Here is a 23623-nt window from a genome sequence, read left to right on the forward strand (position 1 = left end):
CGAACCGTCGAACCGCCGATACCGAACAAGCGAGGACACCATGGTCAGATTGGTTCCGGACCGCACGGCGGCCATCGCCCTCGCCGGCGGCGCGGTCTTCCACCTCGACGCGAGCGACTTGCTCGGCGGGCAGGCCAACCTGGAGCTCTGGGAACGGACGCTCCCCTTCACCCCGGCCGGGGTACCGGCGACGGCCCCGTTACCGCCTTTCACCCTGCGCCCCGGCCCGGTCTCCGAGAGCCCCACCAGCCCGACCGTCCAGCTCGTTCCCCTCGGGGGGATCTACCAGCTGCGCCTGTTCAACCGAGGGCACGGCAGCGCCGAACTCGCGGAGAACCCGCAGCCGAGGCGGCTCACCCTCGGCGCCCTGGACTTCCCCTCCATCGGACGCGGTCACGCCACCTTCCTGACCGGATGCGGCGACAAGCCCCGGGTCATGGTGACCCCGGGCGGGACGTTCGTCTCGATGGCGTTCGTCACCCAGAGCCCGACCATGGCCCGTGTCCAGCTCCTGGGCAGCACGCCCCAGACCGAGAGCTTCGGCCACCCGGTCTTCCTCGCGCCGGACGTGATCGCCGACGCCGTCTCCCCCCGGCCCGCGATCGTGCACCGCGTCTCCGTGGTGGACCGGATCTCTGCGTCGGCCCCGGGCCACATCCCCCTGCGGACCAACCAGGAACTGTGGTTCACGATCCTGGCCTGGGACGGAGCGGGCGACTACGACATCGTCTGGAACACCACCGGCCTCGTCACCGCCACGCCCCCGGAGGTTGTCAGGACCAAACAGCGCGTCGTGCGCGCCCGACTGGCCCGGCTCCACTGCCACGAGGACAGCGACAAGATCGGCAGCGGATCCGGCGAGTTCACCTTCGGGATCACCGGCGGCTCCGCGACGGCGATGTCGCCTCCGGTCTCGTGGAAGCCGATGACCACCGGCGGCATGCTCGAAGTCCCGGCCGGGCCGGACCTCTCGATCTCGCCGCCGGACGCCGCCACGACGGTCCGCGTCTGGGTCGACGGCACCGAGGACGACTCGGGCAGCGTCCCCCAGGACGACGACGACCGGGCGAGCACCGCCGGCTACCTCGGCGGCGGCCCCGGCCGGGGGACGTCGCTCCCGTTCCCGGCCGGCCAGGGGAAGGAACTGGTCACCGACGCCGTGATCACGCTCGCCAGCGCCCCGGTCACGCTCGGCGACAGGTTCGAGTTCTCGGCCGACGTCGTCTACAGCGTCGACTACGTCTGAACCACGGGACGGCCGAGGGGAGACGGGCGGGGCGACGTCCGTCGAACGCCGGCCCGTCGGCGATCCGTTGGCGACCCGTCAGACACGAAAGCCCCGCGCTGCGCGCGATCACGGCCGCCGCCTCACGGACCGTACGGAGGGGCCAGCTGGGGCGCTGTTAGCCTGTTCGACATGATCATGAAGAGTGTCGGGGTGAAGATGTCCGGCGTGCCGGCGGAAACCGGTCCGCAGCGCGCCCTCATCGCGGCGAGCTTCGTCAGCCGGGTGGGCAACGGGCTGTTCAACACCGCCGCGGTGCTCTACTTCACGCTGGTGGTGCACCTGCCCGCCGCGCAGGTCGGTCTCGGTCTCACGATCGCCGGGTTGGTCGGGCTGCTCGCCGGGATCCCGGCCGGGAACCTGGCCGACCGGTACGGGCCGCGCACGGTCTGGCTGGCGGCCCTCGCGATGCAGGCCGTGACGATGGCCTCGTTCGTCCTCATCCACAGCTGGCTCACGTTCACGCTCATCGCCACCCTGGACCGGCTGGCGGCCACGGCGGGCGGCGCCGCAGGTGGTGCGCTCATCGCCCGTGCCGGGGGTGAACGACCGGCCGCCTTCAGGGCGAAGCTCCGCACGTTCGTCAATCTCGGCGTGGTCCTGGGCACCCTCGGTGCCGCCTTCGCGGTCTCGGTCAACAGCCGCTCGGCGTACACCGCGCTCATCCTCGCCAACGCCGCCAGCTTCGCCTGTGCCGGCCTGATCGCCCTGATCGGCGTCCCCGACTACCAGCCCCTGCCCCGGCCGAAGGAGCATCACCGCTGGGCCGTCCTGTCCGACCGGCCGTACGTGTGCTTCACCGCGCTCTACGGCGCCATGGGCCTGCAGTACCAGACCGTCTCCCTGCTCCTGCCGATCTGGCTCTCCGCCCACACCGATGCGCCCCGGTGGACCGTGGCGGCCGTCTACGCGGTCAACAGCGGGGTGTGCGTGCTGCTCCAGAGCAGGATCGGCTCGCGGGTGGAGACACCGCGCCAGGGCGGCCGGGCGTTCCGCGTCGCCGGGCTGCTCTTCCTGGTCAGCTGCCCCTTGATGGCCCTGACCGCGGACGTTCCGACCTGGATCGCGCCGGCGCTCGCCGTCCTCGCCGTCTGCGTGCACAGCCTCGGAGAGGTGTGGGAGTCCTCGGGCGGCTTCGCCCTCGGTTTCGGCCTCGCCCCCGACCACGCCCAAGGGCAGTACCAGGGCTTCTTCGGCCTCGGTTTCAACGCCGGGCAGGCCCTGGCTCCGGTGGTCCTGACGACGGCGGTCCTCGGACTCGGGCACGCGGGCTGGCTGCTCCTCGGCGTGTTCTTCGCGGCCCTCGGCGCGGCGGGCCCGCCGGTGGCGGCCTGGGCGGAGCGCACCCGCCGCCCGATCCACGACACGACCGGCACGGCGCCTGCCCGGCCCGACGAAACCCCGCTTCCCGACACCGTCCAGGGCTGATGCCGGGGTCCGGGCGCTCCCGGCGGCAGTGCGACGGTCCCGGACGGTCGTGCGGTCACGGCGACCAAGGAGAGTGGAACGGACCTGCGTCACGAACTGACGGAGGGTCCGGCCCGACCGCCCTGTGCTGATTCTCGAACACCGCCGCAGCCGCTCCGGGTACGGACCGGGCTCGCCGACCGGCACGTCCGGTCCGACGAACCCTCCGTTCAGCGGCGGAGTTCGGTGAGGAGGGGCTCGATCGCGGCGACGAGGTCGTCGGCCGTCGCGGAGCCGTTCCCCTCGAACTCGGCGATCTCGGCGCCGACGGGCGCACTCACGGCAAGGACCTTCGCGCAGGCGTGGAGGTCGTCGAGGCTGAGGCCGCCCGGGACGGTGTAGTCGGTCGTGAAAAGCCCCGGCTCCATGACGTCGCAGTCGACGTGCAGGTAGGCGGGGCGGCCCCGGAGGACGTCCGCGAGGCGCTCGTCGAGCCCGCGGCCCGGGGGCACGAGGGCCACGCGGCCGGCGGTGACGTGCCGGATCTCGGCAGGGTCGAGGTCGCGGGCGCCGACCAGGACGGCCTGCTGTTCGGGGAGCCCGCCGCCGAGACCGGAGTCCCACCAGCCCAGCGGACCGGCGAGGGCCAGGCCGCCGAGGTATCCGGTGGTGGTGTCGGCGGGGACGTTGATGTCCCCGTGGGCGTCGAACCACACCACGACCGCGTCGGGGCGGTGACGGAGCACGACCGGCTGGGAGGCCAGGGCGACGGCGCACCGGGTGATGACGCTGATCGGCGCCTGTCCGGCGGTCATGACCTGGTCGATGCGCTCAGCCATGCGCTGCAGGGTGGGAAGCGCTCGGCGCAGCTCCCGGTCCCAGCTGGTCGGCTGCGCCGGCTCCGGGGAGCCGACGACGACCGGGGAGATGCCGAGCCGACGGGTGAACGCCTCGCCGAGCAGGGTGGCGGCGCTCATCGCGCGGTCGTTGTGGTCCCCTGCGGGGCCGCGGTAGACGGTGAGGGAGGAGGGGTGCGGGTTCATGTCCTCAGCGTGGCAGCGGTCCCGGCGGAGAGGAATGCCGAGATCCTCTACAGGTGTCCATACCTGGTATGGCGATCTCGCGGCAGTCGGGCCCGGCACCGCGTCGTCGTCAGGCGGGGCGTTCGTTCCAGGCTTCGGTGATCTTCCGCGCCTGCGAAGCGAGCGCTTCGCGCAGGGCGTCGGCGGAGTCGGAGACGGTGGAGCGGAGCATGGCCACGCTGATCCGCCGGGCCAGGGGCGGGCCGTCGACGGACCGGATGACGATGTCGAGTTCGGACTCGTGGCCGGTGAGGGCGAGCCGTGGGATGAGCGCGACCGCGATGCCGGCGGCCACGAAGCCCTTGAGCATGCCGTAGTCGTCGGTCCGCATGACCCGGACGGGCTCGAAGCCCTGCTGTGCGCAGGCCCAGGTGAGCACGCGGTCGCACGGGTCACGGTCACCGGCGCCCATGATCCAGCCGGCGTCACGGAGCCGGCCCAGGGGGACACGGTCCAGACCGGCCAGTGGGTGGTCGGCGGGGAGCGCCAGGAGCAGCGGGTCGTCGAGGAGGGGGTGCAGGACGAACTCCTCGTCCAGGTCGAGGGGTTCTCCCGGCTGGGAGTAGACCAGGGCGATCTGCACGTCTCCGGTGCGCAGGGCCTCCACCACGGTGGGGAGTTCGCCTTCCACGAGTGAGACCTTGACCCCCTCGCGGGCAAGCTGCCGCAGGGCCGGCGGGAGCAGGAGCGCGCCGGCGGTGGGGAACGTGGCGGCGCGGAGCGACTTGGCACCCTGTTCGATCAGGGCGCGGACTTCCTGTTCGACGAGGCCCACCCGGCCCAGTACGGCCTCGGCGTGGCGCAGCACGAGCTGCCCGACCTCGGTGAGGTGCACGCCGCGCGGACCGCGGTGCACCAGGGGTGCGCCGAAGTGCGACTCGATCGCGGCGAGGTGGTGCGCGATGGTCGGCTGGCTGTAGTGCAGTGACCGTGCGGCCGCCGCGAGCGAGCCCTCGCGGGCGATCGCCCGCAGCACCTGGAACTGGCGGAGCTCCAGCACGCCGATCACCATACCTTCTATGGAGGCCACAAGAGGATTCCAGTATTCCTCTTGTCATCGCCCGGAGTCATCCTCGAAGCGTGCTCATGCGAAACCCCTCCCCCTCCCAGTCCTCCGCCCCCTACGCCGATGCGCTGACCGCCCACGCGCGGGAGCCCTGGCTGCGGCTGAACGTCCCCGGCCACGCCGCGGACCCGGACGCCTTCGCCGCGCTGGCCGCCTTCACCGGCGACGCCCAGCTGCGCCTGGACGTCCCGCCGCTGCTCGACGGCATCGACCTGGGGCCGGACAGTCCGCGGGCGGCGGCGCTGCAGCTCGCCGCCGAGGCGTGGGGCGCACGACGCACGTGGTTCCTGACCAACGGGGCCTCCCAGGGCAACCGCCTCGCCGTGATGGCACTGCGGTCGCTGGGCGAGTGCCTGGTCGTGCAGCGCAGTGTGCACTCCAGCGTCGTCGACGGCCTGGTCCTGTCCGGTCTGCGGGCCGCGTTCGTGCAGCCCGGCGTGGACTACACGCTCGGCATCGCGCACGGCGTCACCGCCCACGACCTCGCCTTCGCCCTGGCCGAGAACCCGGACGCCGCAGCCGCCTGCGTGGTGACGCCCAGCTACTTCGGCGCGGTCGCCGACGTCCGGGCCCTGGCCGACACCGCCCACGCCGCCGGGGTGCCACTGGTCGTGGACGAGGCGTGGGGCGCCCACTTCGGCTTCCACCACGAACTCCCGCGAAACGCCCTCGCACTCGGTGCGGACCTGGTGATCTCCAGTACGCACAAGCTGGGGGGCAGCCTCACCCAGTCAGCCATGCTGCACCTCGGCGACGGACCCTTCGCCGACCGGCTCGAACCCGTACTGGAGCGGGTGTTCCAGCTCACCCAGTCCACCAGCGAGAGCGCGCTGCTGCTCGGCTCCCTCGACCTGACCCGGCGCCGCCTGGCCACCGCAACGGACGCCATCGGGCATTCCCTGCGCGCGGCCGACCTGATGCGCGAGCAGATCCGCGACCGCGGACGCTTCGCCGTGGTCAGCGACGGGTTCGCAGAGTTCCCCGACGTCGTCGCCACCGACCCGCTGCGGATCCCCGTCGACACCCGCGCCGGCGGCATCTCCGGCCACGAGGCGCGCCGCCGGCTGATGACCGACCATCAGGTGCTGGTCGAGGTCGCCACGGACTCGGCTGTCGTCGCGGTCGTCGGCGCGGGCTCGACCCCGGACGTGGCACGCTTCGTCGACGCCCTGCACTCCCTCCCCGTCACCGTGACACCGGGCCGGGAACCCGGGGGTCTCAAGCTCCCCGTGCCGAGCGAGGTGCGGATGACGGCCCGGGAGGCCTTCTTCGCCCCCAGCCGCAGCATCCCGGCCGACGAGGCAGTCGGCCAGGTGTCGGCGAGCACCCTCGCCGCCTACCCGCCCGGCATCCCCAACGTCCTTCCCGGCGAGGTCATCACCGCCGAGCTCGTCTCCTTCCTGCAGAGCACCGCCCGTACCCCCGGCGGTCACGTCCGCGGAGCCTCCGACCCCGAGGTGCAGAACCTGCGCGTAGTCACCCCCACCAGATGAGGACCCTCCCATGAACAGACCCCCAAGACGTCTCACCGGCGCCGCGGCCCTTGCCGTGTCGAGCTCCCTGGCCCTTGCCGGATGCGGCAGCTCCAAGATCGGCGGCACCGCCGGCACCGCCCCGAACGCCTCCCAGTCGGTGAACGCACAGAGCGCCGACCCGGCGCTCGCCGCCATGGTCCCGGCCGCACTCAGGGCCAAGGGCACCGTCGTCATCGCCACCGACCCCACCTACGCGCCGAACGCGTTCAAGGACGCGAGCGGCAACATCATCGGCATGGACGTCGACATGGGCAACGCGATCCTTGCGAGGCTCGGCCTGAAGCCGCAGTGGCAGGGCGCGGATTTCGGCAGCATCATCGGCGGCCTCAACGCCAAGAAGTACGACCTGAGCCTGGCTTCGTTCACCGACACCAAGGAACGCGAGCAGCAGCTCGACATGGTCGGGTACTTCAACGCCGGCGAGGCCATCGCCACCCTGGCCGGCAACCCGTACCAACTGACCGGCAACGCCGGGGACCTGTGCGGCATCAGGGTCGCCGTGCAGACCAACACCGTCGAGGCGACCGAGATCGCAGAGACGATCAACCCCGCCTGCACGAAGGCCGGAAGGCCGGAGATCCCCAACAACGGTGACCAGTTCAACGCGCAGACCGACGCCGTCTCCGCTCTGGTGGCCAAGCGCGCCCAGGCGATGATGGCCGACTCCCCGGTCATCGACTACGTGGTGCAGCAGAGCAACGGCCGGCTGATGAAGATCGGCCCCGACTACAACACCGCCCACTACGGCATCGCCATCCCCAAGGACGACGGCCGGCTGGCCCGGGCGGTCCAGGGCGCACTCAAGGGCCTGATCAACGACGGCACCTACCTGCAGATCCTGACGAAGTGGGGCGTCCAGTCGGGTGCGCTCACCGCGGACCAGGTCCTCATCAACGCCGCCACCAGCTGATCGCCCCCTTGTACGTAAGGCAGAGACTCATGACGATCTCTCAGACAACGGCGCCTCCGGAGCGGTGTGTCCCGGAGGACATCCAGGCCGTCGCCGTGCGGCATCCGGGCCGATGGATCGCGGTCGCCGTCATCACGGTTCTGGCCGCGATGTTCATCCACCTCCTGACCACGAGCAGCGTCCTGCACTGGGACGTGATCGGCCAGATCTTCACCTACAAGACCGTGATCGCCGGCCTCGGCCGGACACTTGGCCTGATGGTCCTGGCCATGCTCATCGGCCTGGTCGGCGGCAACCTGCTCGCCGTCATGCGGCTCTCGAAGAACCCGGTGCTCTCCGGCAGCGCCTGGCTGTACATCTGGGTGTTCCGCGGCACCCCGGTGCTGGTTCAGCTGTTCTTCTGGAACTTCCTCGGCGCGCTGGTGCCCACCGTCGGCCTCGGCGTCCCGTTCGGACCGACGTTCGTGACCTGGAACTACAACGACCTGGTCGGTCTCTTCACCGCGGCCACCCTCGCGCTCGGCCTCAACGAGGCCGCCTACATGGCCGAGATCGTCCGCGCCGGCATCACCTCGGTCGACGGGGGCCAGACCGAGGCCGCGCACTCGCTCGGCCTCACCCAGGGGCAGACCCTGCGGCGGATCGTGCTGCCGCAGGCGATGCGCGTGATCGTCCCACCGGCGGGCAACGAGACCATCTCGATGCTGAAGACCACGTCCCTGGTCTCCGCCATCGCCCTGGAGGACCTGACCCGGGCCGGGCAGGACATCGCCTCGCGGACCCTCCACCAGATCCCGGCGCTGGTGGCGATCAGCCTCTGGTACCTGCTGCTGACCTCGGTCCTCTCCCTCGGTCAGTACTACATCGAGCGGTACTACGCCCGGGGCGCCGACCGCGCACTGCCGGACACCCCCTGGCAGAACGTGCGGAAGAACCTGATCGGCTTCAAGCGCGCGACAACCGCCGGAGGTGCCGTATGAGTGGCGCGACGACCGCCCCGTCCGGCGTCGAACCGATGGTGCGCGCCGAGCAGGTACACAAGCGCTACGGTGCCGTCGAGGTTCTGAAGGGCATCGACCTGGAGGTCAGGACCGGACAGGTGTTCTGCCTCGTCGGCCCGTCCGGTTCGGGCAAGTCGACCTTCCTGCGATGCATCAACCACCTGGAGACGATCGACGCCGGACGCCTCTACGTCGACGGTGAGCTGGTCGGCTACAAGAAGAAGGGCGGCAAGCTCCACGAACTGCGCGACCGCGAGGTCGCCGAACGGCGCCGCGACATCGGCATGGTCTTCCAACGGTTCAACCTCTTCCCGCACAGGACCGCGCTGGAGAACGTCGCCGAGGCCCCGGCCCGGGTCAAGCGACTTCCGAGGACGCAGGCACTCGAGCAGGCGATGGAACTGCTGAACCGGGTCGGCCTCGGCGACAAGGCCGGCAACTACCCCTCGCAGCTCTCGGGCGGCCAGCAGCAGCGGGTGGCGATCGCCCGTGCGCTGGCGATGAAGCCGAAGCTGATGCTCTTCGACGAGCCCACCTCGGCGCTCGACCCGGAGCTGGTCGGCGACGTTCTCGACGTCATGCGCCGGCTGGCCGAGGACGGCATGACCATGGTCGTGGTCACCCACGAGATGGGATTCGCCCGCGAGGTCGGCGACGCGCTGGTGTTCATGGACGGCGGCGTGGTCGTCGAATCCGGTCACCCGCGCGAGGTACTGACCGACCCGCAGCACGAGCGCACCCGGGCCTTCCTGGCCAAGGTCCTCTGAACGAGGGCTGCGGCGTCAGCCGTCCAGTGATCGGGACGGCTGACGCCGCAGTCGTTCTCCCGGCCTGCCAACGGAGGCCCTCCACCGAGTCTTCGGCCCGGGGTTCGGTGAGGGTCCGGGGTGACGGCGGCGAATGACGGCGGCGAGTGACGGCGACGGCTTCACATCCTTGTCATGCCGCATGCATGGGTATCCGGCCGGCCGCTCAGGAGGATGGACGCACCGGCACAGGCGGCGTCCCCCGCCCGCCGTCGCATCCGCCGTTCCCGCCGCCCGCCCCTTCGCCTCCAGGAGCACCCGATGTCCAGTCGTCGCCGGTTCCTCACCGGGTCCGCCGCGGCCCTCGGCCTCACCGCGCTGCCGGCCCCGCCGGCCGGGGCCGCGGCCACGGGCAGCACGTCCCCGGGCGGTGCTGCCCCGGGCAGTGCGGCCACCGGTGGCCGGGCCCCGAACCTCGTCGTGGTCCTCGCCGACGACCTCGGCTACGGGGACCTCGGGTCCTACGGCCAGAAGCTGATCGACACCCCGAGGATCGACCGACTGGCCGCGGAGGGCCTCAGGTTCACGGACGCCTACTCGCTCGCCGCCGTCTGCGCGCCCTCGCGCGCCTCCCTGCTCACCGGCCTGCACACCGGTCACTCCGCCGTCCGGGCCAACCCCAACGGCGCCCAGGGGTCACTGGGTGACGGTGACACCACCTTCGCCGAGGTCCTGCGCAGCCGGGGCTACCGCACCGCGGTGATCGGCAAGTGGGGCTTCGGGCCCGAGCAGGGCGACCAGCCCAGCCACCCCAACTCCCGTGGTTTCGAGGAGTTCTACGGCTACATCGACCACGGGCACGCGCACCAGTACTACCCGCAGTACCTGTGGCACAACGGGGTGAAGGAGACCGTCCCCGCGAACGCCGGCGGTGCCAGGGGCCGGTACGCCCCCGATCTCATCGAGCAGCACGCGCTGGAGTTCATCGACGCGCACGCCGCCGAGCCCTTCGCGCTGTTCCTCACCCCCAACGTCCCGCACGCGCCGAGTGACATCCCCGACAGCAGCGCCTACGCCGCACGCGCCTGGTCGCAGGAGAACAAGGGGCATGCCGCGCAGATCAGTTACTTCGACGCGCTCGTCGGCAGGGTCGCCGACCGGCTGCGCGCGCGGGGCATCGCCGAGGACACCGTGCTCCTCGTCACCAGCGACAACGGCCCGCACGAGGAGGGCGGCGTCAACCCCGACCTGTTCGACGCCAACGGCCCGCTGCGCGGCTACAAGCGCAACCTCTACGAGGGCGGCATCCGGGTCCCGCTGATCGTCTGGGCGCCCGGCCGGATCGGCGCGGGTGTCAGTGACCGCCCCACCCCGCTCACCGACGTACTGCCCACCCTCGCGGAACTCGCCGGCGCGCCCGCCCCCGCCGACATCGACGGCCTGTCCGCCGCTCCGCTGCTCGGCGGCAGCACGGACGCGGCCCGTCACACGCACCTCTACTGGTACCGCGACGAACGCGGTGTCACCAGCCGGGCCAACAGCCAGGACAAGGGTCGCGGCACCTGGCTCGCGGAGGCCGTCCGCAAGGGCGACTGGAAGGCGGTGCGGTTCGCGCCCGTCCGGGACCGCACCCTCCCCGACACCCAGTGGCAGGTCGAGCTGTACGACCTGGCGAGCGACCTCGGCGAGCAGCGGGACGTCGCGGGCCTCAACCCCTCCGTCGTCACCGACCTCGTCGCCCTGATGCGCGCCTCCTGGCGCGACACCTACCCGCGCAGGCCGTTCGGGCTCTCCGTGACCGTCCCCGCGTACGCCGCGCCGGGCGTGCCGTTCACGGTCTCGGCCACCCTCGGCAACGCGTCCGCCCGGTCCTGGAGCGACGCGCTCCTCACGCTCGGCGCCCCGGCGGGCTGGGTCGTTCGGCCGACCGGGCCGACCAACCGGGCCGAGCTCGCCGCAGGCACCGTCCTGACCGTGACATGGGAGGTCACCGCGCCGACGGGCGCCGCCCCGGGCACGGACGGGTCCCTGGCCGTCACCGCGGGCGCCCGCTCCACCGGCGGTCCGCTGGCCTTCTCCGCGACCGGGCGGACACCGCTCCTCCCGGCCCCGCCGGCCGCGAACGCCTACCTCAGCGACCTCCCCTGGGTGTCGGCCACCAACGGCTGGGGCCCGGTCGAACGCGACACCTCCAACGGCCGCAAGGAGGCCGGCGACGGCACGCCGATCACCTTCGCCGGCACGACGTACGCCAAGGGCCTGGGCGTCCACGCACCGTCCGAGATCGTCTACCACCTCGGCGCCCGGGGGAACCGGTTCACGGCGCTCGTCGGCATCGACGACTTCTCCACCCGGCAGTCCGCGCTCGGTGCGACGAAGGCGTCGGTCCACGGCGACGGCAGGGTGCTCTTCACCACCGGGAAGCTCACGGGCGCCTCCGGCCCGGTCGAGGTCGACGTCGACGTCCGGGGCGTGCGTCTGCTGCGGCTGGTCGTCGAGGACGCCAACGGCAACACGGCCTTCGACCACACCTCCTGGGCCCGGGCCCGGGTGACCGTACTCTGACCCTTCTCCGGGCCTTCTCCGGGCTCTCCGATCCTTCTCCGGGCCGGCCGCCGCGGCGGCCGGCCGGCTAGGTCTTCTCGTCGTCGGGCCAGGTGCGGGTGTCGCGGGGCCGCACGTACGGCTCCTCCTTCTCGGGCAGGCCGCCCTCGATGGCGCGTTCCCGGGAGAGCTCGGCGTCGAACTCCAGGCCGAGGAGGATGGCGAGGTTGGAGATCCACAGCCAGACCAGGAAGACGATCACACCGGCCAGCGTGCCGTAGGTCTTGTTGTAGGAGGAGAAGTTCGCGACGTACAGGGCGAACCCGGCGGAGGCCGCCATCCAGAGGACGACCGCGAGCACGCTGCCCGGGGACACCCACCGGAAGCCCCGGTCCCGCACGTTGGGCGCGGCCCAGTACAGCACTGCGATCATCAGCACGACGAGAACCAGCAGGACCGGCCACTTGGCGACCGACCACACCGTCAGCGCGGTACCGCCCAGGCCGAGTGCGCGGCCCACCCGGTCCGCGAGCGGGCCGGTGAACACGACGATCACCGCGCTCGCCGCCAGCAGCACCATCAGCAGGAGCGTCAGGCCCAGGCGCAGCGGTGTGGTCTTCCACACCGGGCGGCCCTCACGGATGTCGTAGACGGCGTTCGAGGAGCGGATGAAGGCGGCCACGTAGCCGGACGCCGACCACAGGGCGCCCGCCAGGCCCACGACCAGCAGGACCGAGCTGACGCCGCCGCCGGAGTTCCGGAGCTGGTCGACGGCGTCGCGCAGGATGTCGCGGGCGGCGCCGGGTGCCAGGTTCTGCAGGTTGTCCAGCACGGCACCGGTCGCGGACTGCCCGATGACGCCGAGCACCGAGACGAGGACGAGAAGGGCCGGGAAGATCGCCAGGACGCCGTAGTACGTGAGGGCCGCAGCGCGGTCGGGCAGCTCGTCCTCCAGGAACTCCTTGCCGGTGCGGCGCAGTGCGGCCCACCACGAGCGCCGGGAGAGGTCGCCCGGCGAGTCCGGGGCCGCTTCCGTGACCCGTCGGCTCGGGCCCGGCCCGGCGTCGTTCTCCCGGCCGTCGGGCCCGTGTGCGTGTCTGAACCGAGGTGCCATGACGGGTGTCTGTCCGCACCGGCCGTAGTCAATCCCCTCGGTGTGAGCCCGACCTGCGGAACGCGGTCACCCGACGGGCCGGCCGGCACCGGTTCCGGTGGCCTGCCGGTGTTCCTCGACCGCCACCCGGGCGAGGTTGCCGAGCAGCCTGCGGTTGCGCAGGTGCAGCACGAATTCGCTCGGTGGTCCCTCGAAGCGCGAGCCGGGGCCGGTCAGGGGGTGCTCGTCGAGGAGGACCAGCGTGTTGGCACCCCAGGGGATGAGGGTGAACGCGATGCGGGCGGTGCCGAACGGTGCGGCCTTCGCCTCCAGCTCCAGGCGGGTGCCGGGCTCGCAGATCCGGACCGTGCAGCTGTCGTCGATGGTGAGCGGGCCGAGACCGGCCCGGTAGCGCAGGGCCGCGCCCACCGCCGGCCAGCCGGGGTCGACGTGCTCGATGTCCTGCGTCCCGACCACCCACTCGGCGTAGCTGTGGCCGTCGGCCAGGACGCCCCAGACTGCTTCGGGCGGGCATGCGATGAACTGCTGGCGCCGTGCCATGCGACTCCTCCTCGGTGCTTCCCGTGTTGCCGTGTTGCCGTATCGCCGTATCGCCGTGTTGCCGTATCGCCGGGCTGTCGGGTTGCCGTACTGCCCGGCTGTCGGGTTGTCCGTTCGGTGCGTCGTCGGGCCCGGTCCGCCCGGTCCGCGCGCTCCGGCGGTCGTCAGTCGTGGTCGTGGGGGTGCTCGCGCGGGCCCGACAGCAGTCGCTGGGCCGCGGCGAGGCCCGGGGCGAGCACGCGGCCGGCCAGGAGCCGGTGCGCGCGCAGGGCCGCGCGGGCGGCGTTGGCCCCGCAGGCGCCGTGGACCCCGCCCCCGGGATGCGCGGACGAGGACGCCAGGTAGAGCCCGGCGACGGGCGTCTCCGGACGCCCGGTGCCCGGGACGGGGCGGAAGACGAGCTGCTGGTGCGGCGCGGCGGTGCCGCCGTTGATCGCGCCGCCGACCAGGTTGGGGTTCAGCTCCTGCAGCAGCGTCGGGGTGAGGATCCGCCGGGCGACGATCCGCTCCTTGAACCCCGGGGCGAAGCGCTCCACCTGGTCCTCGATGCGGGCCGCCATCGCCTCCGCCTCCCGCGGGTCCCAGCTGCCCGTGATGCCGTCGGGCCCCAGGTCGTCCTTGATCGCCCGGGGGACGTGGGTGTAGGCCCAGGCGGACTCGGTTCCGGCCGGGGAGCGGACGGGATCGGCCGTCGTCATCTGCCCGAACAGCACGAACGGGCGACGCGGCAGGCGGTCCGTGCCCAGCTGCAGCGCGTAGTCGCTCAGCTCGTCCAGATCGGCCCCCAGGTGCACCGTCCCGGCGCCGGCCGTCGCGGGCGCCGCCCACGGCACGGCGCCGTTCAGGGCCCAGTCGACCTTCACGGTGGAGAGGTCCCACTGGAAGCGGCGGAGGTCCGCGCGCATCGAGGACGGCAGGTGCTCCCACCCGACCAGGCCGCCGTACAGGGCGGGGGCCGCGACGTCCGCGAGGACCGCGCGGCGGGCCCGGTACGCCTGGCCGTCGGCGGTCCGCACCCCCAGCGCGCGCCCGCCGCGTACGACCACCTCGACCACCGGGGCGTCGCAGTGCAGCCTTCCGCCCGAGGACTCCAGCCGCCGCACCAGCGCGTCCGTCAGCGCGGCGGCGCCGCCGACCGGGACGGGCCACCCGACCTGCTGGCCGAGCATCGCCATCAGCCAGCCGAACGCCCCACTGCCGACTCCCTCCGGCAGCAGGTCGGCGTGCAGGGCGCACCCGGCGAGCAGCAGGCCGGCGCCGGGCCCGGTGAACTCCTCCTGCGCCAGACGGCGCACCGGAAGGGTCAGGAACCGCAGGGCCCGCAGTCCGCCCGCGGCCCGCAGCCGGGCGGCCATCGCCGCACCCGCCCTGACCGGGGGGAACGGCGTGAACAGCGTGCGCAGGAGATACGGGTCCAGGTCGTCCCAGAGCCGTGAGAGCCGCTGCCACGCCTCGGCGTCCGCCCCGCCGAACGCGCCCTCCAGGCCGGCGCAGGTCGCCGTGACGCCCCGGTGCAGCGTGGCGGCGCGTCCGTCGAGCAGGGGGTGGGCCAGCACGGTGGGTGCGTGGCTCCAGCGCAGGCCGAACGCGCCCAGGTCCAGCGCGCCGATGGCGGGCGAGGCGACGGCGAGGGGGTGGAAGGAGCTGAACACGTCGTGGACGTAGTCGGGGTGGACACTCCGGTCGCTGCGGACGGCGCCACCGGGCTCGGACCGGCCCTCCAGGACGTCGACCTGCCAGCCGGCGTCGGCGAGGATGTTGGCGGCCACCAGCCCGTTGGGGCCGGCGCCGATGACGATGGCGTCAGGCATGACCCTCCTTGCGCCGCTCCCCCTCGCAGCACGCTACCCGCGCCGGTGCCGCACGGCCCGCCGAGGATCCGGAGACCCGTTCCGGACCTTCCGGAGGACGGACGGCCGCGACCGTCCCCCACGACTTCTCGGCCGCGCCCTGCGGCGAACCGGTTGGGCGGGCAGGGTGGACGGGAAGGCTGCCCCCGACCGCTTCGTCGTGTGGGGAGTGCCATGGTGCGCAGGAATGTGGGGACGACCGCCCAGAAGGGTCACCCGTTCGGACGGCGGCCTGCCGGTGGGCTGGCCGACGTGCTGTGGGACTGGTCGAAGTCCGGCACCCGGAACGCGGTGCGCAACCGGCTGCTGCGGCGGCTGCCCGGAGTCGGTTCGGCGCCGGCGTACCGGTTCGGGCTGGTCGAGCGGCCCCACTACGCGTACGGGGTGCGCCGGGCCACCGAGTCGGCCGCGCGGCTGGGGCACCCGGGTGTCACCGTCGTCGAGTTCGGGGTGGCCGGGGGCAACGGGCTGCTGGCCCTCGCCGAGCACGCCCGGTACTACGCCGCCGCCACCGGTGTGGCGGTGCGGGTGGTCGGCTTCGACGGCGGCTCGGGCATGCCCCCCGCCAAGGACCCCCGGGACATGCCCTACCTGTTCGGTCCCGGCTTCTACACCATGGACCACGACCGGCTGCGGGCCCGCCTGGGCTCGTCCGAGCTGGTGATCGGCGACCTCGCCCGGACGCTGCCCGACTACCTCGACACCCACGCGGACGTGCTGCGCGATCATCCGGTGGGCTTCGTCTCCCTCGACCTGGACTACTACTCCTCGACGGCGACCGCCCTCGACCTGTTCCGCGGCTCCGCGCACGGGCACCTGCTGCCGCGGGTCACCTGCTACCTCGACGACCTTCCGGGGACCGTCGAGCAGATCGGCGAAGCCGCGGCGGTCGCCGACTTCAACGCCGAGCGGTCCGACCGGGTGGTCGGCCGTGTCCTGGGCCTGCGCGCGTTCACGCCGTTCGACCCGCCGTGGGCCGACCAGATCTACGTCCACCACCGGCTGGACCACCCGGACTACGCGCGCCTCGAAACCGGTGCCACCGGCGATCAGCTCCCCCTGGCCCCGGACCTGCGGCGGCGCGGGCGCTGACCCGGGACGCGCAGCGGCGCGGGCCCGCCCCGCCGCTGCGCGACGTGCCACGACGGCCGGGGTACGACGCACCGGGGTACGACCGCCGGGGTACGACGCACCGGGCCGCCCCGGCGATGCCGGGGCGGCCCGGTGGAACGGTGTGACTCGCGCAGCGGACCCCGACGAGGAGCCAGGGCGGAGAGTCAGGGCAGGGCGTCAGGGCGAGGGCCGGGCGTGCCGGGGCCGGTACGCGTCGTCACCACGACCGACGACGGCGCGGGGGCCGCGGTGCCGGGACGCCGTGCGCGGGCCGGTGGCCGCCAGTACGGCAGCGAGGACGAGCGGCGCCACCAGCAACACCATGGTGGTGGACATGTGCACCTCCGAGCGTTTGGCCGGAACAGATGCTGTCCCTTCTGCCCCCGAGGAGTGAGGCCATGTCAGGCGTCACCCGATTCGCCCACCACCCGGTGGGACCGCGGGCTCCTGCAGGCCACCGTGTACCACCTCTGAGGACCGTTCGCGCCGGACTGCCGGTGTCCTCGGAGCGCCCTGGTCGTGTGCCGGACCGATGTGTGCCCGACGACGCCGAGGCGGGAGGGCCCCGCCCCGAGCTCGCCCCGCGCACGGCCCCTCGGTCACCACGTCGCCCGGACGTCCTCCCGCACGCATTCGATGAGGTAGTCGCCGGTGCCGGGGTCGACGGACACGCCGTGCGCCTCGCTGTGGAAGCCCGGGAAGGAGCGGTCGAAGGCCTCCAGCGCGCCGAGGTAGCGCAGGACCGGGCCGTCGGGGGTCCCGAGTGCCTCCCCGGGCATCAGGACGGGGATCCCGGGCGGGGTCACGGTGACCATGGCGGCGGCCACCCTGCCGGCGGCCTCCGCGAGACGGAGGCGCTCGGTGCCGCCCCGGATCAGCTGCCGGTAGCAGTGCTGGGGCGGGACGACCGGCACGGGCAGCTCCCGGAACGCGGTGTCCAGGGCGTCGATCAGTTCCGCGCGGGTGAGGTGTTCGTGCATCTCCTGGCAGAGCTCGCGCAGGGTCGTCCGGCCGTAGCGCTGCGGGTGGCGCTCGACCAGGTGCGGCAGCACCCGGCGCAGCGGGGTGTCGGCGTCGTGGAGGGCCTTGAAGTCCATGAGGGCGTCCATCAGGGTGCCCCACTTCCCCTTGGTGATGCCCATGGAGAACAGGACGAGCGCGGTGTAGGTGTCGGTCTTCTCCACGACGATGCCACGGCCCGCGAGGTAGGCGGTGAGGATCCGGGCGGGGACGCCCCAGGGGGCCGTCCGGCCCGTCGCGTCGACGCCGGGGCAGGTCAGCGTCACCTTGACCGGGTCCAGCAGGCACTGTCCCCGGCTCAGTCCGGGGAAGCCGTGCCAAGCCGCGCCGGGCTCCAGCTCCCAGCAGCGGGGGTCCGTGGCCAGGAGCGCCGGGGAGGCGTCGGCGAAGGGGACGGTGGTCCCGGTGGCCGGGTCGGTCACGGTGTCGGGCTGCCAGACGCCGAAGAACCACGGCGGCCTGTCGCCGGCGGCCGCGATCCGGCGTCCGGTGCGGACGACGGCCTGCCGGAACCGGACGGCTTCGGTGATCGCCTCGTTGACGAGCCACTCCCCCTGGGGTCCGTCCATCATCGCCGTGGCCACGTCGAGCGAGGCGATCGCCGGGTAGAGGGCGGAGGTGGTGCCGTGCATCATGAACGCCTCGTTGAACCGGTGGTGCTCGACCGGTGCCCGGGGGGAGGACTTCACGTGCACCATGGCCGTCTGCGACAGCGCGGCCAGCAGCTTGTGCGTCGACTGGGTGGAGAAGACCGTCGGCCGCTCGTCGCCCCCGAACGTGTCCGGGCCCACGGCCATGCCGTACCGGCCGGCGTAGAGGGGGTGGAAGCGCGCATAGGCGAACCAGGCTTCGTCGAAGTGGAGCCGGGGGGTGCTGGGGGCGAGCGCACGCGCGGTCTGCACGGTGTCGTAGCAGAGGCCGTCGTAGGTCGAGTTGGTGATCACCGCGTACTGGGCCCCGGGTGACACCGCCCCCGCTGTCAGCGGATGGGCGGCGATCCGGGCGTGCACCGCCTCGGGACGGGTCTCGGTGGCGGGAAGGGGCCCGGCCAGGCCGTAGCCGTTGCGGGTCGGGACGAGGTAGACGGGGCGGGCGCCGGAGATCACCAGCCCGTGCAGGACCGACTTGTGGCAGTTCCGGTCCACCAGGGCGATCTCGCCGTCGGCGACGCAGTAGTGACCGACCATGCGGTCGGCGGTGGAGTTCCCGTGCAGCACGAAGTACGTCCGGTCCGCGCCGAAGACGCGGGCGGCGTTTCGCTCGGCGTCCCCGATGGGACCGCTGTGCTCGAAGAGGGATCCCAGCTCCTCCACCGAGATCGACAGGTCGGTACGGAAGAGGCGCTCGCCGTAGTAGTCGAAGAACGCCCGTCCGACGGGCGACTTCAGGAAGGCGACGCCACCGGAGTGCGCGGGGGTGTGCCAGGAGTACTCGTGGGCGTCGTCGAACCGGCGGAGGGCCTTGAAGAACGGCGGCAGGACGGCGTCGGCGTAGGCACGCGCCGCGCTGAGGACCCGGCCCGCGATGAAGGAGGGGGTGTCCTCCAGGGGCCAGATGTAGCCGACGGCGATCTCGGCCACCCACAGGGGCAGCCGGTCCAGCCCGAGGTCGGCCGTCTCGGACATCACGACGAAGACCGGCAGGTCCTTGAACCGGCGCGAAACGTGCCGCAGGACGACCGCGCCCTCCCCGTCGGCCGCCGCGCCGTCCTCGGAGGGGAGGTCCCAGGCCACGACCGCCGCGGCCAGGCCCGCCTCGGTGCTCAGGACGGAGACGGCCCCTTCGACCGTCCGCGCCCACCGCACCTCCAGCCCGCGGCTCTCCAGCTCCTTGCCGATGCGCCGTAGTTGGTCGCCGCCGACTCCCCGGCCCAGCGGGTCCTCGCGCAACGCCAGCAGGACACTTCCGTTCGCCATGGCACTCTCCGTCTGCCGTGGGCCCAGCAGCCCGACGTGCCCAGTGTCGAGGCCACGCACCGGGGATCGGGGCGGGAAGCGGCGGCTCTCACCCTTTCGAGCGACCACGAACGCGGTGCGGACGGCGCCGGGCGGTGCCGGCCGCACCGGGCCCACGGCCGGTCGGTCGCCGCCGTGGCCGGCTCGGACGCGCTCGCGCGGCGCGGCACCTCCGCCTCGGGTGTACAGGGAGAAGCGGACCACGCCCGAGCGGGTCCCGGTGGTGTGCTGAAGGAGCTGAGGGTCCGCGGGCTCGCCGTGCCGGACTCGTGCGCCGTGATCGGCATCGACGGCCTGAGGATCGGCGTCTTCGTCGAACCCGAACTCACGACGCTCCGGCTGGACTTCGCGGCGTTCGCACAGCCGGCGTTCGACGAGGTCGCGCGGATGTCCACGGCGGCCGTGAGCACGCCGCTGCCGCAGGTCCGGAAGCGCATCGCCCACCGGCTGGTGGTCCGCGAGTCCGGCTGACCGCCGCCCGAAACGGCCTTCGGCGGACGGGAGTTCACGCGGTGCGCCGTCGAGGCCGTCCAAACCGGCCCCCTGCGGATCCGGACGGCCTGCGGATCCGGGCGGCCGTCAGCCGAGCGGCTCCCGGACCGCGCCCGGCGGTTCCGTGCGGCGGACGGGGTGACCGGACGGATCCGTGGTGAGCCAGGATCCGTCGCCGAGGGGCCGGAAGTCGTCGGAGTCCCCCGCCACCATTGCGTCGAACTCCCCCCGGACCCGGCCGGAGCAGGCGTCGACGCGGTAGTGACGGCGCCACTCCTCCCCGACCTCCTCCCCCTCGGTCTCGTCCTCGTCCTCGGTCTCGCCGACGAGGGTCACGACGACGGTGTCCTGGTCCAGGTAGCCGCCGCTCCATTCCAGGTAGGTGCCGTCCGGGTCGTACCCGAAGGCGTCGACGGTGAGGGTGAACGCCACCTCGCCGTCGGGGTAGGTGTGGACGGCGAGGTCGGTCTGATCGTGGTGAACGGTCAGGAACCGGCGTCCGTCGGGCGACAGGTCGATCAGGCACCGGTCGTCCCACGGGTAGCGGACGAGGTCCATCCGGCCCTCGGTCAGCGACCCGCGGTAGACGACCGAACCGTCCTGCCCCTCCCCCACGTTCAGGAGGACCTGGCCGCTCGTCCGGTGCGACAGCTGACGGCCGCCCTGCCCGACGGTCGACAGGTCCGCCCGGGCGACGAGCGCGCCCGTCCCGGCGTCCAGCACGACCCACTGGTCGGGGCGGTCGCGGCCGGCCATGACGTCTGGCCGGTAGACCCACACCGTCCGTCCGTCCGCCGACAGGGCGCAGCCGGGCCAGTGCCCGAACCGCCGGTCCGACGGCGGCCCGAACGCCGACCGCCAGACCTCGGCCCCGTCCGACGTCACGCAGACGACCGCGTCGAGGGTCGTGTAGTAGGCGCGCCGAAGGTCGGCGGCGACGGCCCGGTCGACGACCTCGTCCCCGGGAACGGGCCGGAAGCTCACGGCGGGTGACAGCACGTCCGCGGCACCGGCGGCCAGGTCGTAGGCGCAGACGTGCCCGTCGACGAGCCGCGTGACGATCCGGGGGTGAGGGGGCTGAGCCATGTCCCGGAGGGTAGCGTCCCGCGGTTGCGGACGGCGCCGCACCCCCTCCGCCCGACGGTGCGGCGCCGGTGCGCGGACACGGGGCCGGTGGGCCCGACGTCGGGTCGGGCCCACCGGTCGTCCTACCGCGCGGAACTCCCCTCGGCGGGGCTCAGCGGCACAGGGCCGTGTCCACGGCGCGTTCGAGCTTCCTGCGGCTCGCCGCGTCGGTGAGCTGCACGGTGACCGCGACGGTGGCGGCGCGGCCGTCGTCGGTGACCCCGCTCCGGGTCTCGTACCCGGGGAAGCTGCCGCCGTGCCCCCAGGAGAGGCCGCCGCACGGCAGCGGCCTGCTGACGAGCCCCAGTCCGTAGCGGGCGCCGGGGCCGAAGGTCTCCTCGGCGGGGACGGTGGTCCGCATCTGCGCGAGCAGGGCCGGCGGCAGGAGGCGACCGGCCAGGAGCGCGCCGAAGAACCGGTTGAGGTCGGAGCCGGTGGAGACCATCTGCCCGGCGGCCCACCCCCAGGACGGGTCGATCTCGGTGACGTCGCGCAGCGGGGCGTCCGCCGATTCCCGGTAGTAGCCGTGGGGGTGGGGTTCCCGGATGCCCGCGTCGCGGGGGGCGGGGAAGTAGGTGTGGCGCAGCCCGACGGGTCGGACGACGCGCCGGTCGATCTCCTCGGCGAGCGGGCGGCCGGTGACCTCCTGGACGAGCAGGCCGGCGAGCACGTAGTTGGTGTTGCTGTACTTCCACTTCTTGCCGGGGGCGAAGTCGGCGGGGTGCCGGAGGGCGAAGGCGAGCAGTTCGTTCGGGTCGTAGTACCGGGCGTCGTCCCCGAGGTCGCTGCTGTAGTCGGGGAGCCCGCTGGTCTGCTGGAGGAGCTGGCGGACGGTGATGTCGTGCCCGTCGATCCCCTCCCCCCGGACGAGGCCGGGCAGATGGGCGTCCACGAAGTCGTCCAGACCGATCCTCCCCTCGGCGACCAGTTGCAGGACCACGACCGCGACGAAGGACTTGGTGTTGCTGCCGACCCGGACCTGGCCGTCGACGGGCACCTTCGAGCCGGTGGCCAGGTCGGCGGTCCCCGCGGTGTAGGTGCGGGTGCGGCCGTGACGGTCCCGGACGCTCGCCAGCGCGGCGGGCATCCCGTCGTCACGCACCAGTGCGTTCAGGCTCCGTTGGACGGTGTCCGGCCCGGTGGCGGCGGCCTGGGGCGCCGTCAGGACACCCGGTACGGTGAGGCCGACGGCCAGCGCGGCCGCGGCCGACAGGGCGTGTCGCCGCCGGAGTCCTCGGCGTGTCTGTTCCTGCATGGGTCAACTCCTGGGGGTTCGTCGGTTCGTCGGTCGGGGTTGCTCGGGCACGGCACGGATCGGCACGGCACGGCACGGATCGGCACGGCACGGCACGTCCGGCCCGGGAGGTCGGCGGGTGTCAGCCGCACAGGGCCTTGTCCACGGCCTCCAGCACGTGCTTCGTGCCCGCGTCGGTCCACGGGACGCCGGTCACCGCGACGTTGGCGGCACGGCCGTCGTCGGTGACCCCGCCCCGGGTCTCGTAGCCCGCGATGTCGCCGCCGTGGCCCCAGTAGACGCCGCCGCAGGACAGGGCCCTGCTGGTGAGCCCCAGCCCGTAGCGCAGGTCGGAGGGCCCGCCGACGGGGACGGTGGTGCGCATCTCGGCGAGCTGGGCGTCCGGGAGGAGCTCTCCGCCGAGGAGCGCGCCGAAGAACCGGTTGAGGTCGGAGTTGGTGGAGATCAACTGGCCCGCCGCCCAGCCCCATGACGGGTCCATCTCCGTGTACTCGCGCAACGGACCGTCGGCCGGGTTGCGGTGGTAGCCCTTGGGGTGCGGCTCGCGGATGGTCATGTCCCCGGGGGCGGGGAAGTAGGTGTGGCGCAGGCCGACGGGCTTGACGATGCGCCGGTCGATCTCCTCGGCGAGGGGCCGGCCGGTGACCTTCTGGACGATCAGGCCGGCCAGGATGTAGTTCGTGTTGCTGTACCCCCACACCTTCCCCGGGGCCGCGTCGGCCGGGTAGCGGAGCGCGATGTCGATCAGGTCGCGGGGCTCGACGTACCGGTACCTGATCTCGTCGTCGTCGAGGTGGTTGCCGTACTCGGGGAGTCCGCTGGTGTGCTGGAGGAGGTGGCGGACGGTGATGGTGCTCCCGTCGATCCCCTCGCCCCGGACGAGGCCGGGCAGGTGGGTGTCCACGAAGTCGTCCAGGCCGAGCTTCCCCTCGGCGACCAGTTGCAGGACCACGACCGCCGTGAACGTCTTGGTGTTGCTGCCGATCCGGACCTGGCCGTCCCTGGGCACCTTCGAGCCGGTGGCCAGGTCGCCGGTCCCGGCGGTGTAGGTACGGGTACGGCCGTCCCTTCCCTTGACGCTCGCCAGCGCGGCGGGCAGCCCGTCGTCACGCACCAGCGTGTTCAGGACCTGCTGGACGGCGTCCGGCCTCGCTCGGGCGGAGGCGGTGGCGGGGTCGGCGGCGAGGGCGGCGGGCGGGGCGAGGACGCCCGCCGTCATGACGCCGAAGGCCGCCGCGGCCACGGCCGACACGGCCCGTCGCCGCTTGCCGCCCCGCTGCCCGGTCGGAGAACTGGGGGCCTGCCGGATCTGCGTACGCATCGGTCAACTCCTGGAGATCGTTCGGTGTGGGCACGATCCTGGTTTCCGGGGGCCTCCCTCCACATCGCGGGAAGGCGGGAAAGATCACTCCCCCGATCGGGGGAGGCCCCCGACGGAGTTCCCGGCGATACTCGCGATCGGGCGGCGGGCGGCGGGCGACAGGCGGTGCGCGGTGGGCGGCGGGCCTCGGCGAGACGCGCGAGGCGGGGTGCCCGCAGCCGGGCCACCGCCCGATGTCCCGGGCCCGGCACCCTGCACCCGC

The 23623-nt window shown here is 73.0% G+C and carries 19 protein-coding genes; 9 read left to right on the forward strand and 10 right to left on the reverse strand.

Going from position 1 to position 23623, the window contains the following annotated elements; all coding sequences use genetic code 11:
- Positions 1-40 precede the first annotated feature (40 nt).
- Both ABZY91_RS15570 and ABZY91_RS15575 read left to right on the forward strand, forming a co-directional pair.
- On the forward strand, positions 41-1246 hold the full coding sequence (locus ABZY91_RS15570) for a hypothetical protein (protein WP_355402727.1): 1206 nt from the start codon (positions 41-43) through the stop codon (positions 1244-1246).
- Between the two features lie 171 nt (positions 1247-1417).
- The gene (locus tag ABZY91_RS15575) at positions 1418-2713 is read left to right on the forward strand and encodes an MFS transporter (RefSeq protein WP_355402729.1); all 1296 of its coding nucleotides are present in this window, start codon (positions 1418-1420) and stop codon (positions 2711-2713) included.
- 209 nt (positions 2714-2922) lie between these two features.
- Here ABZY91_RS15575 and ABZY91_RS15580 read toward each other — a convergent pair whose 3' ends face one another.
- A complete protein-coding gene (locus tag ABZY91_RS15580) occupies positions 2923-3735 on the reverse strand; it encodes an arginase family protein (protein WP_355402731.1) in 813 nt (270 codons plus the stop codon).
- Positions 3736-3844: 109 nt separating this feature from the next.
- Positions 3845-4804, reverse strand: coding sequence for a LysR family transcriptional regulator (locus tag ABZY91_RS15585; RefSeq protein WP_355402733.1), 960 nt, complete (start codon positions 4802-4804; stop codon positions 3845-3847).
- A gap of 56 nt (positions 4805-4860) precedes the next feature.
- Between ABZY91_RS15585 and ABZY91_RS15590 the strand changes: the two genes are divergently transcribed.
- From ABZY91_RS15590 to ABZY91_RS15610, 5 genes are all read left to right on the forward strand, one after another.
- The gene (locus ABZY91_RS15590; protein WP_355402800.1) at positions 4861-6333 is read left to right on the forward strand and encodes an amino acid decarboxylase; all 1473 of its coding nucleotides are present in this window, start codon (positions 4861-4863) and stop codon (positions 6331-6333) included.
- 10 nt (positions 6334-6343) lie between these two features.
- Positions 6344-7285, forward strand: a complete 942-nt coding sequence (locus tag ABZY91_RS15595) for an ABC transporter substrate-binding protein (RefSeq protein WP_355402735.1) — start codon at positions 6344-6346, stop codon at positions 7283-7285.
- A 29-nt stretch (positions 7286-7314) separates the two neighbouring features.
- Complete coding sequence (locus ABZY91_RS15600) at positions 7315-8265, forward strand: amino acid ABC transporter permease (RefSeq protein ID WP_355402737.1); 951 nt, start codon at positions 7315-7317, stop codon at positions 8263-8265.
- The gene (locus tag ABZY91_RS15605) at positions 8262-9053 is read left to right on the forward strand and encodes an amino acid ABC transporter ATP-binding protein (protein ID WP_355402739.1); all 792 of its coding nucleotides are present in this window, start codon (positions 8262-8264) and stop codon (positions 9051-9053) included. The genes ABZY91_RS15600 and ABZY91_RS15605 overlap by 4 nt, the downstream gene beginning before the upstream one ends.
- Before the next feature lie 300 nt (positions 9054-9353).
- Entirely contained in the window at positions 9354-11597 is a 2244-nt protein-coding gene (locus ABZY91_RS15610) for a sulfatase-like hydrolase/transferase (protein ID WP_355402741.1), read from the forward strand.
- Between the two features lie 67 nt (positions 11598-11664).
- Here the strand turns inward: ABZY91_RS15610 and ABZY91_RS15615 are convergent, their stop codons facing one another.
- From ABZY91_RS15615 to ABZY91_RS15625, 3 genes are all read right to left on the reverse strand, one after another.
- Positions 11665-12690: a YihY/virulence factor BrkB family protein gene (locus ABZY91_RS15615; protein ID WP_329877635.1), complete on the reverse strand. Its 1026-nt coding sequence runs from the start codon at positions 12688-12690 to the stop codon at positions 11665-11667.
- Between the two features lie 66 nt (positions 12691-12756).
- On the reverse strand, positions 12757-13230 hold the full coding sequence (locus tag ABZY91_RS15620) for an SRPBCC family protein (protein ID WP_355402743.1): 474 nt from the start codon (positions 13228-13230) through the stop codon (positions 12757-12759).
- Between the two features lie 164 nt (positions 13231-13394).
- Entirely contained in the window at positions 13395-15041 is a 1647-nt protein-coding gene (locus tag ABZY91_RS15625) for an NAD(P)/FAD-dependent oxidoreductase (protein ID WP_355402745.1), read from the reverse strand.
- Positions 15042-15254: 213 nt separating this feature from the next.
- Between ABZY91_RS15625 and ABZY91_RS15630 the strand changes: the two genes are divergently transcribed.
- On the forward strand, positions 15255-16172 hold the full coding sequence (locus ABZY91_RS15630) for a hypothetical protein (protein WP_329877629.1): 918 nt from the start codon (positions 15255-15257) through the stop codon (positions 16170-16172).
- A gap of 198 nt (positions 16173-16370) precedes the next feature.
- On the opposite strand, the gene ABZY91_RS15635 is transcribed toward ABZY91_RS15630, so the two are convergent.
- Together ABZY91_RS15635 and ABZY91_RS15640 are read right to left on the reverse strand one after the other, a co-directional pair.
- Positions 16371-16529 (reverse strand): hypothetical protein, encoded by a 159-nt coding sequence (locus ABZY91_RS15635; RefSeq protein WP_329877627.1) that lies wholly within the window; start codon positions 16527-16529, stop codon positions 16371-16373.
- Positions 16530-16792: 263 nt separating this feature from the next.
- Positions 16793-19129, reverse strand: a complete 2337-nt coding sequence (locus ABZY91_RS15640; RefSeq protein WP_355402748.1) for an Orn/Lys/Arg decarboxylase N-terminal domain-containing protein — start codon at positions 19127-19129, stop codon at positions 16793-16795.
- A gap of 264 nt (positions 19130-19393) precedes the next feature.
- Here ABZY91_RS15640 and ABZY91_RS15645 point away from each other — a divergent pair, with 264 nt between their 5' ends.
- Positions 19394-19639 carry a substrate-binding domain-containing protein gene (locus ABZY91_RS15645; RefSeq protein WP_355402750.1) on the forward strand — a complete coding sequence of 82 codons (246 nt, stop codon included), beginning with the start codon at positions 19394-19396 and terminating at the stop codon, positions 19637-19639.
- A 108-nt stretch (positions 19640-19747) separates the two neighbouring features.
- Here the strand turns inward: ABZY91_RS15645 and ABZY91_RS15650 are convergent, their stop codons facing one another.
- The 3 genes from ABZY91_RS15650 to ABZY91_RS15660 all read right to left on the reverse strand — a co-directional run bounded on the left by ABZY91_RS15650 (position 19748) and on the right by ABZY91_RS15660 (position 23361).
- The gene (locus ABZY91_RS15650) at positions 19748-20746 is read right to left on the reverse strand and encodes a hypothetical protein (RefSeq protein ID WP_355402752.1); all 999 of its coding nucleotides are present in this window, start codon (positions 20744-20746) and stop codon (positions 19748-19750) included.
- A gap of 151 nt (positions 20747-20897) precedes the next feature.
- Positions 20898-22040, reverse strand: a complete 1143-nt coding sequence (locus tag ABZY91_RS15655; RefSeq protein WP_355402754.1) for a serine hydrolase domain-containing protein — start codon at positions 22038-22040, stop codon at positions 20898-20900.
- Positions 22041-22161: 121 nt separating this feature from the next.
- Entirely contained in the window at positions 22162-23361 is a 1200-nt protein-coding gene (locus tag ABZY91_RS15660; protein ID WP_355402756.1) for a serine hydrolase domain-containing protein, read from the reverse strand.
- Positions 23362-23623: the final 262 nt, after the last annotated feature.

It is taken from the genome of Kitasatospora sp. NPDC002965 (genome assembly GCF_040611255.1).
Taxonomy (GTDB): domain Bacteria; phylum Actinomycetota; class Actinomycetes; order Streptomycetales; family Streptomycetaceae; genus Kitasatospora.

Bases quoted from the DNA above. Each gene is read 5' to 3' on its own strand.
- ABZY91_RS15625 (WP_355402745.1), bottom strand. From the start codon at position 15,041: ATGCCTGACGCCATCGTCATCGGCGCCGGCCCCAACGGGCTGGTGGCC.
- ABZY91_RS15580 (WP_355402731.1), bottom strand. From the start codon at position 3,735: ATGAACCCGCACCCCTCCTCCCTCACCGTCTACCGCGGCCCCGCAGGG.
- ABZY91_RS15620 (WP_355402743.1), bottom strand. From the start codon at position 13,230: ATGGCACGGCGCCAGCAGTTCATCGCATGCCCGCCCGAAGCAGTCTGG.
- ABZY91_RS15595 (WP_355402735.1), top strand. From the start codon at position 6,344: ATGAACAGACCCCCAAGACGTCTCACCGGCGCCGCGGCCCTTGCCGTG.
- ABZY91_RS15635 (WP_329877627.1), bottom strand. From the start codon at position 16,529: ATGTCCACCACCATGGTGTTGCTGGTGGCGCCGCTCGTCCTCGCTGCC.
- ABZY91_RS15590 (WP_355402800.1), top strand. From the start codon at position 4,861: ATGCGAAACCCCTCCCCCTCCCAGTCCTCCGCCCCCTACGCCGATGCG.
- ABZY91_RS15615 (WP_329877635.1), bottom strand. From the start codon at position 12,690: ATGGCACCTCGGTTCAGACACGCACACGGGCCCGACGGCCGGGAGAAC.
- ABZY91_RS15605 (WP_355402739.1), top strand. From the start codon at position 8,262: ATGAGTGGCGCGACGACCGCCCCGTCCGGCGTCGAACCGATGGTGCGC.
- ABZY91_RS15575 (WP_355402729.1), top strand. From the start codon at position 1,418: ATGATCATGAAGAGTGTCGGGGTGAAGATGTCCGGCGTGCCGGCGGAA.
- ABZY91_RS15610 (WP_355402741.1), top strand. From the start codon at position 9,354: ATGTCCAGTCGTCGCCGGTTCCTCACCGGGTCCGCCGCGGCCCTCGGC.
- ABZY91_RS15660 (WP_355402756.1), bottom strand. From the start codon at position 23,361: ATGCGTACGCAGATCCGGCAGGCCCCCAGTTCTCCGACCGGGCAGCGG.
- ABZY91_RS15640 (WP_355402748.1), bottom strand. From the start codon at position 19,129: ATGGCGAACGGAAGTGTCCTGCTGGCGTTGCGCGAGGACCCGCTGGGC.
- ABZY91_RS15655 (WP_355402754.1), bottom strand. From the start codon at position 22,040: ATGCAGGAACAGACACGCCGAGGACTCCGGCGGCGACACGCCCTGTCG.
- ABZY91_RS15600 (WP_355402737.1), top strand. From the start codon at position 7,315: ATGACGATCTCTCAGACAACGGCGCCTCCGGAGCGGTGTGTCCCGGAG.
- ABZY91_RS15570 (WP_355402727.1), top strand. From the start codon at position 41: ATGGTCAGATTGGTTCCGGACCGCACGGCGGCCATCGCCCTCGCCGGC.
- ABZY91_RS15650 (WP_355402752.1), bottom strand. From the start codon at position 20,746: ATGGCTCAGCCCCCTCACCCCCGGATCGTCACGCGGCTCGTCGACGGG.
- ABZY91_RS15630 (WP_329877629.1), top strand. From the start codon at position 15,255: ATGGTGCGCAGGAATGTGGGGACGACCGCCCAGAAGGGTCACCCGTTC.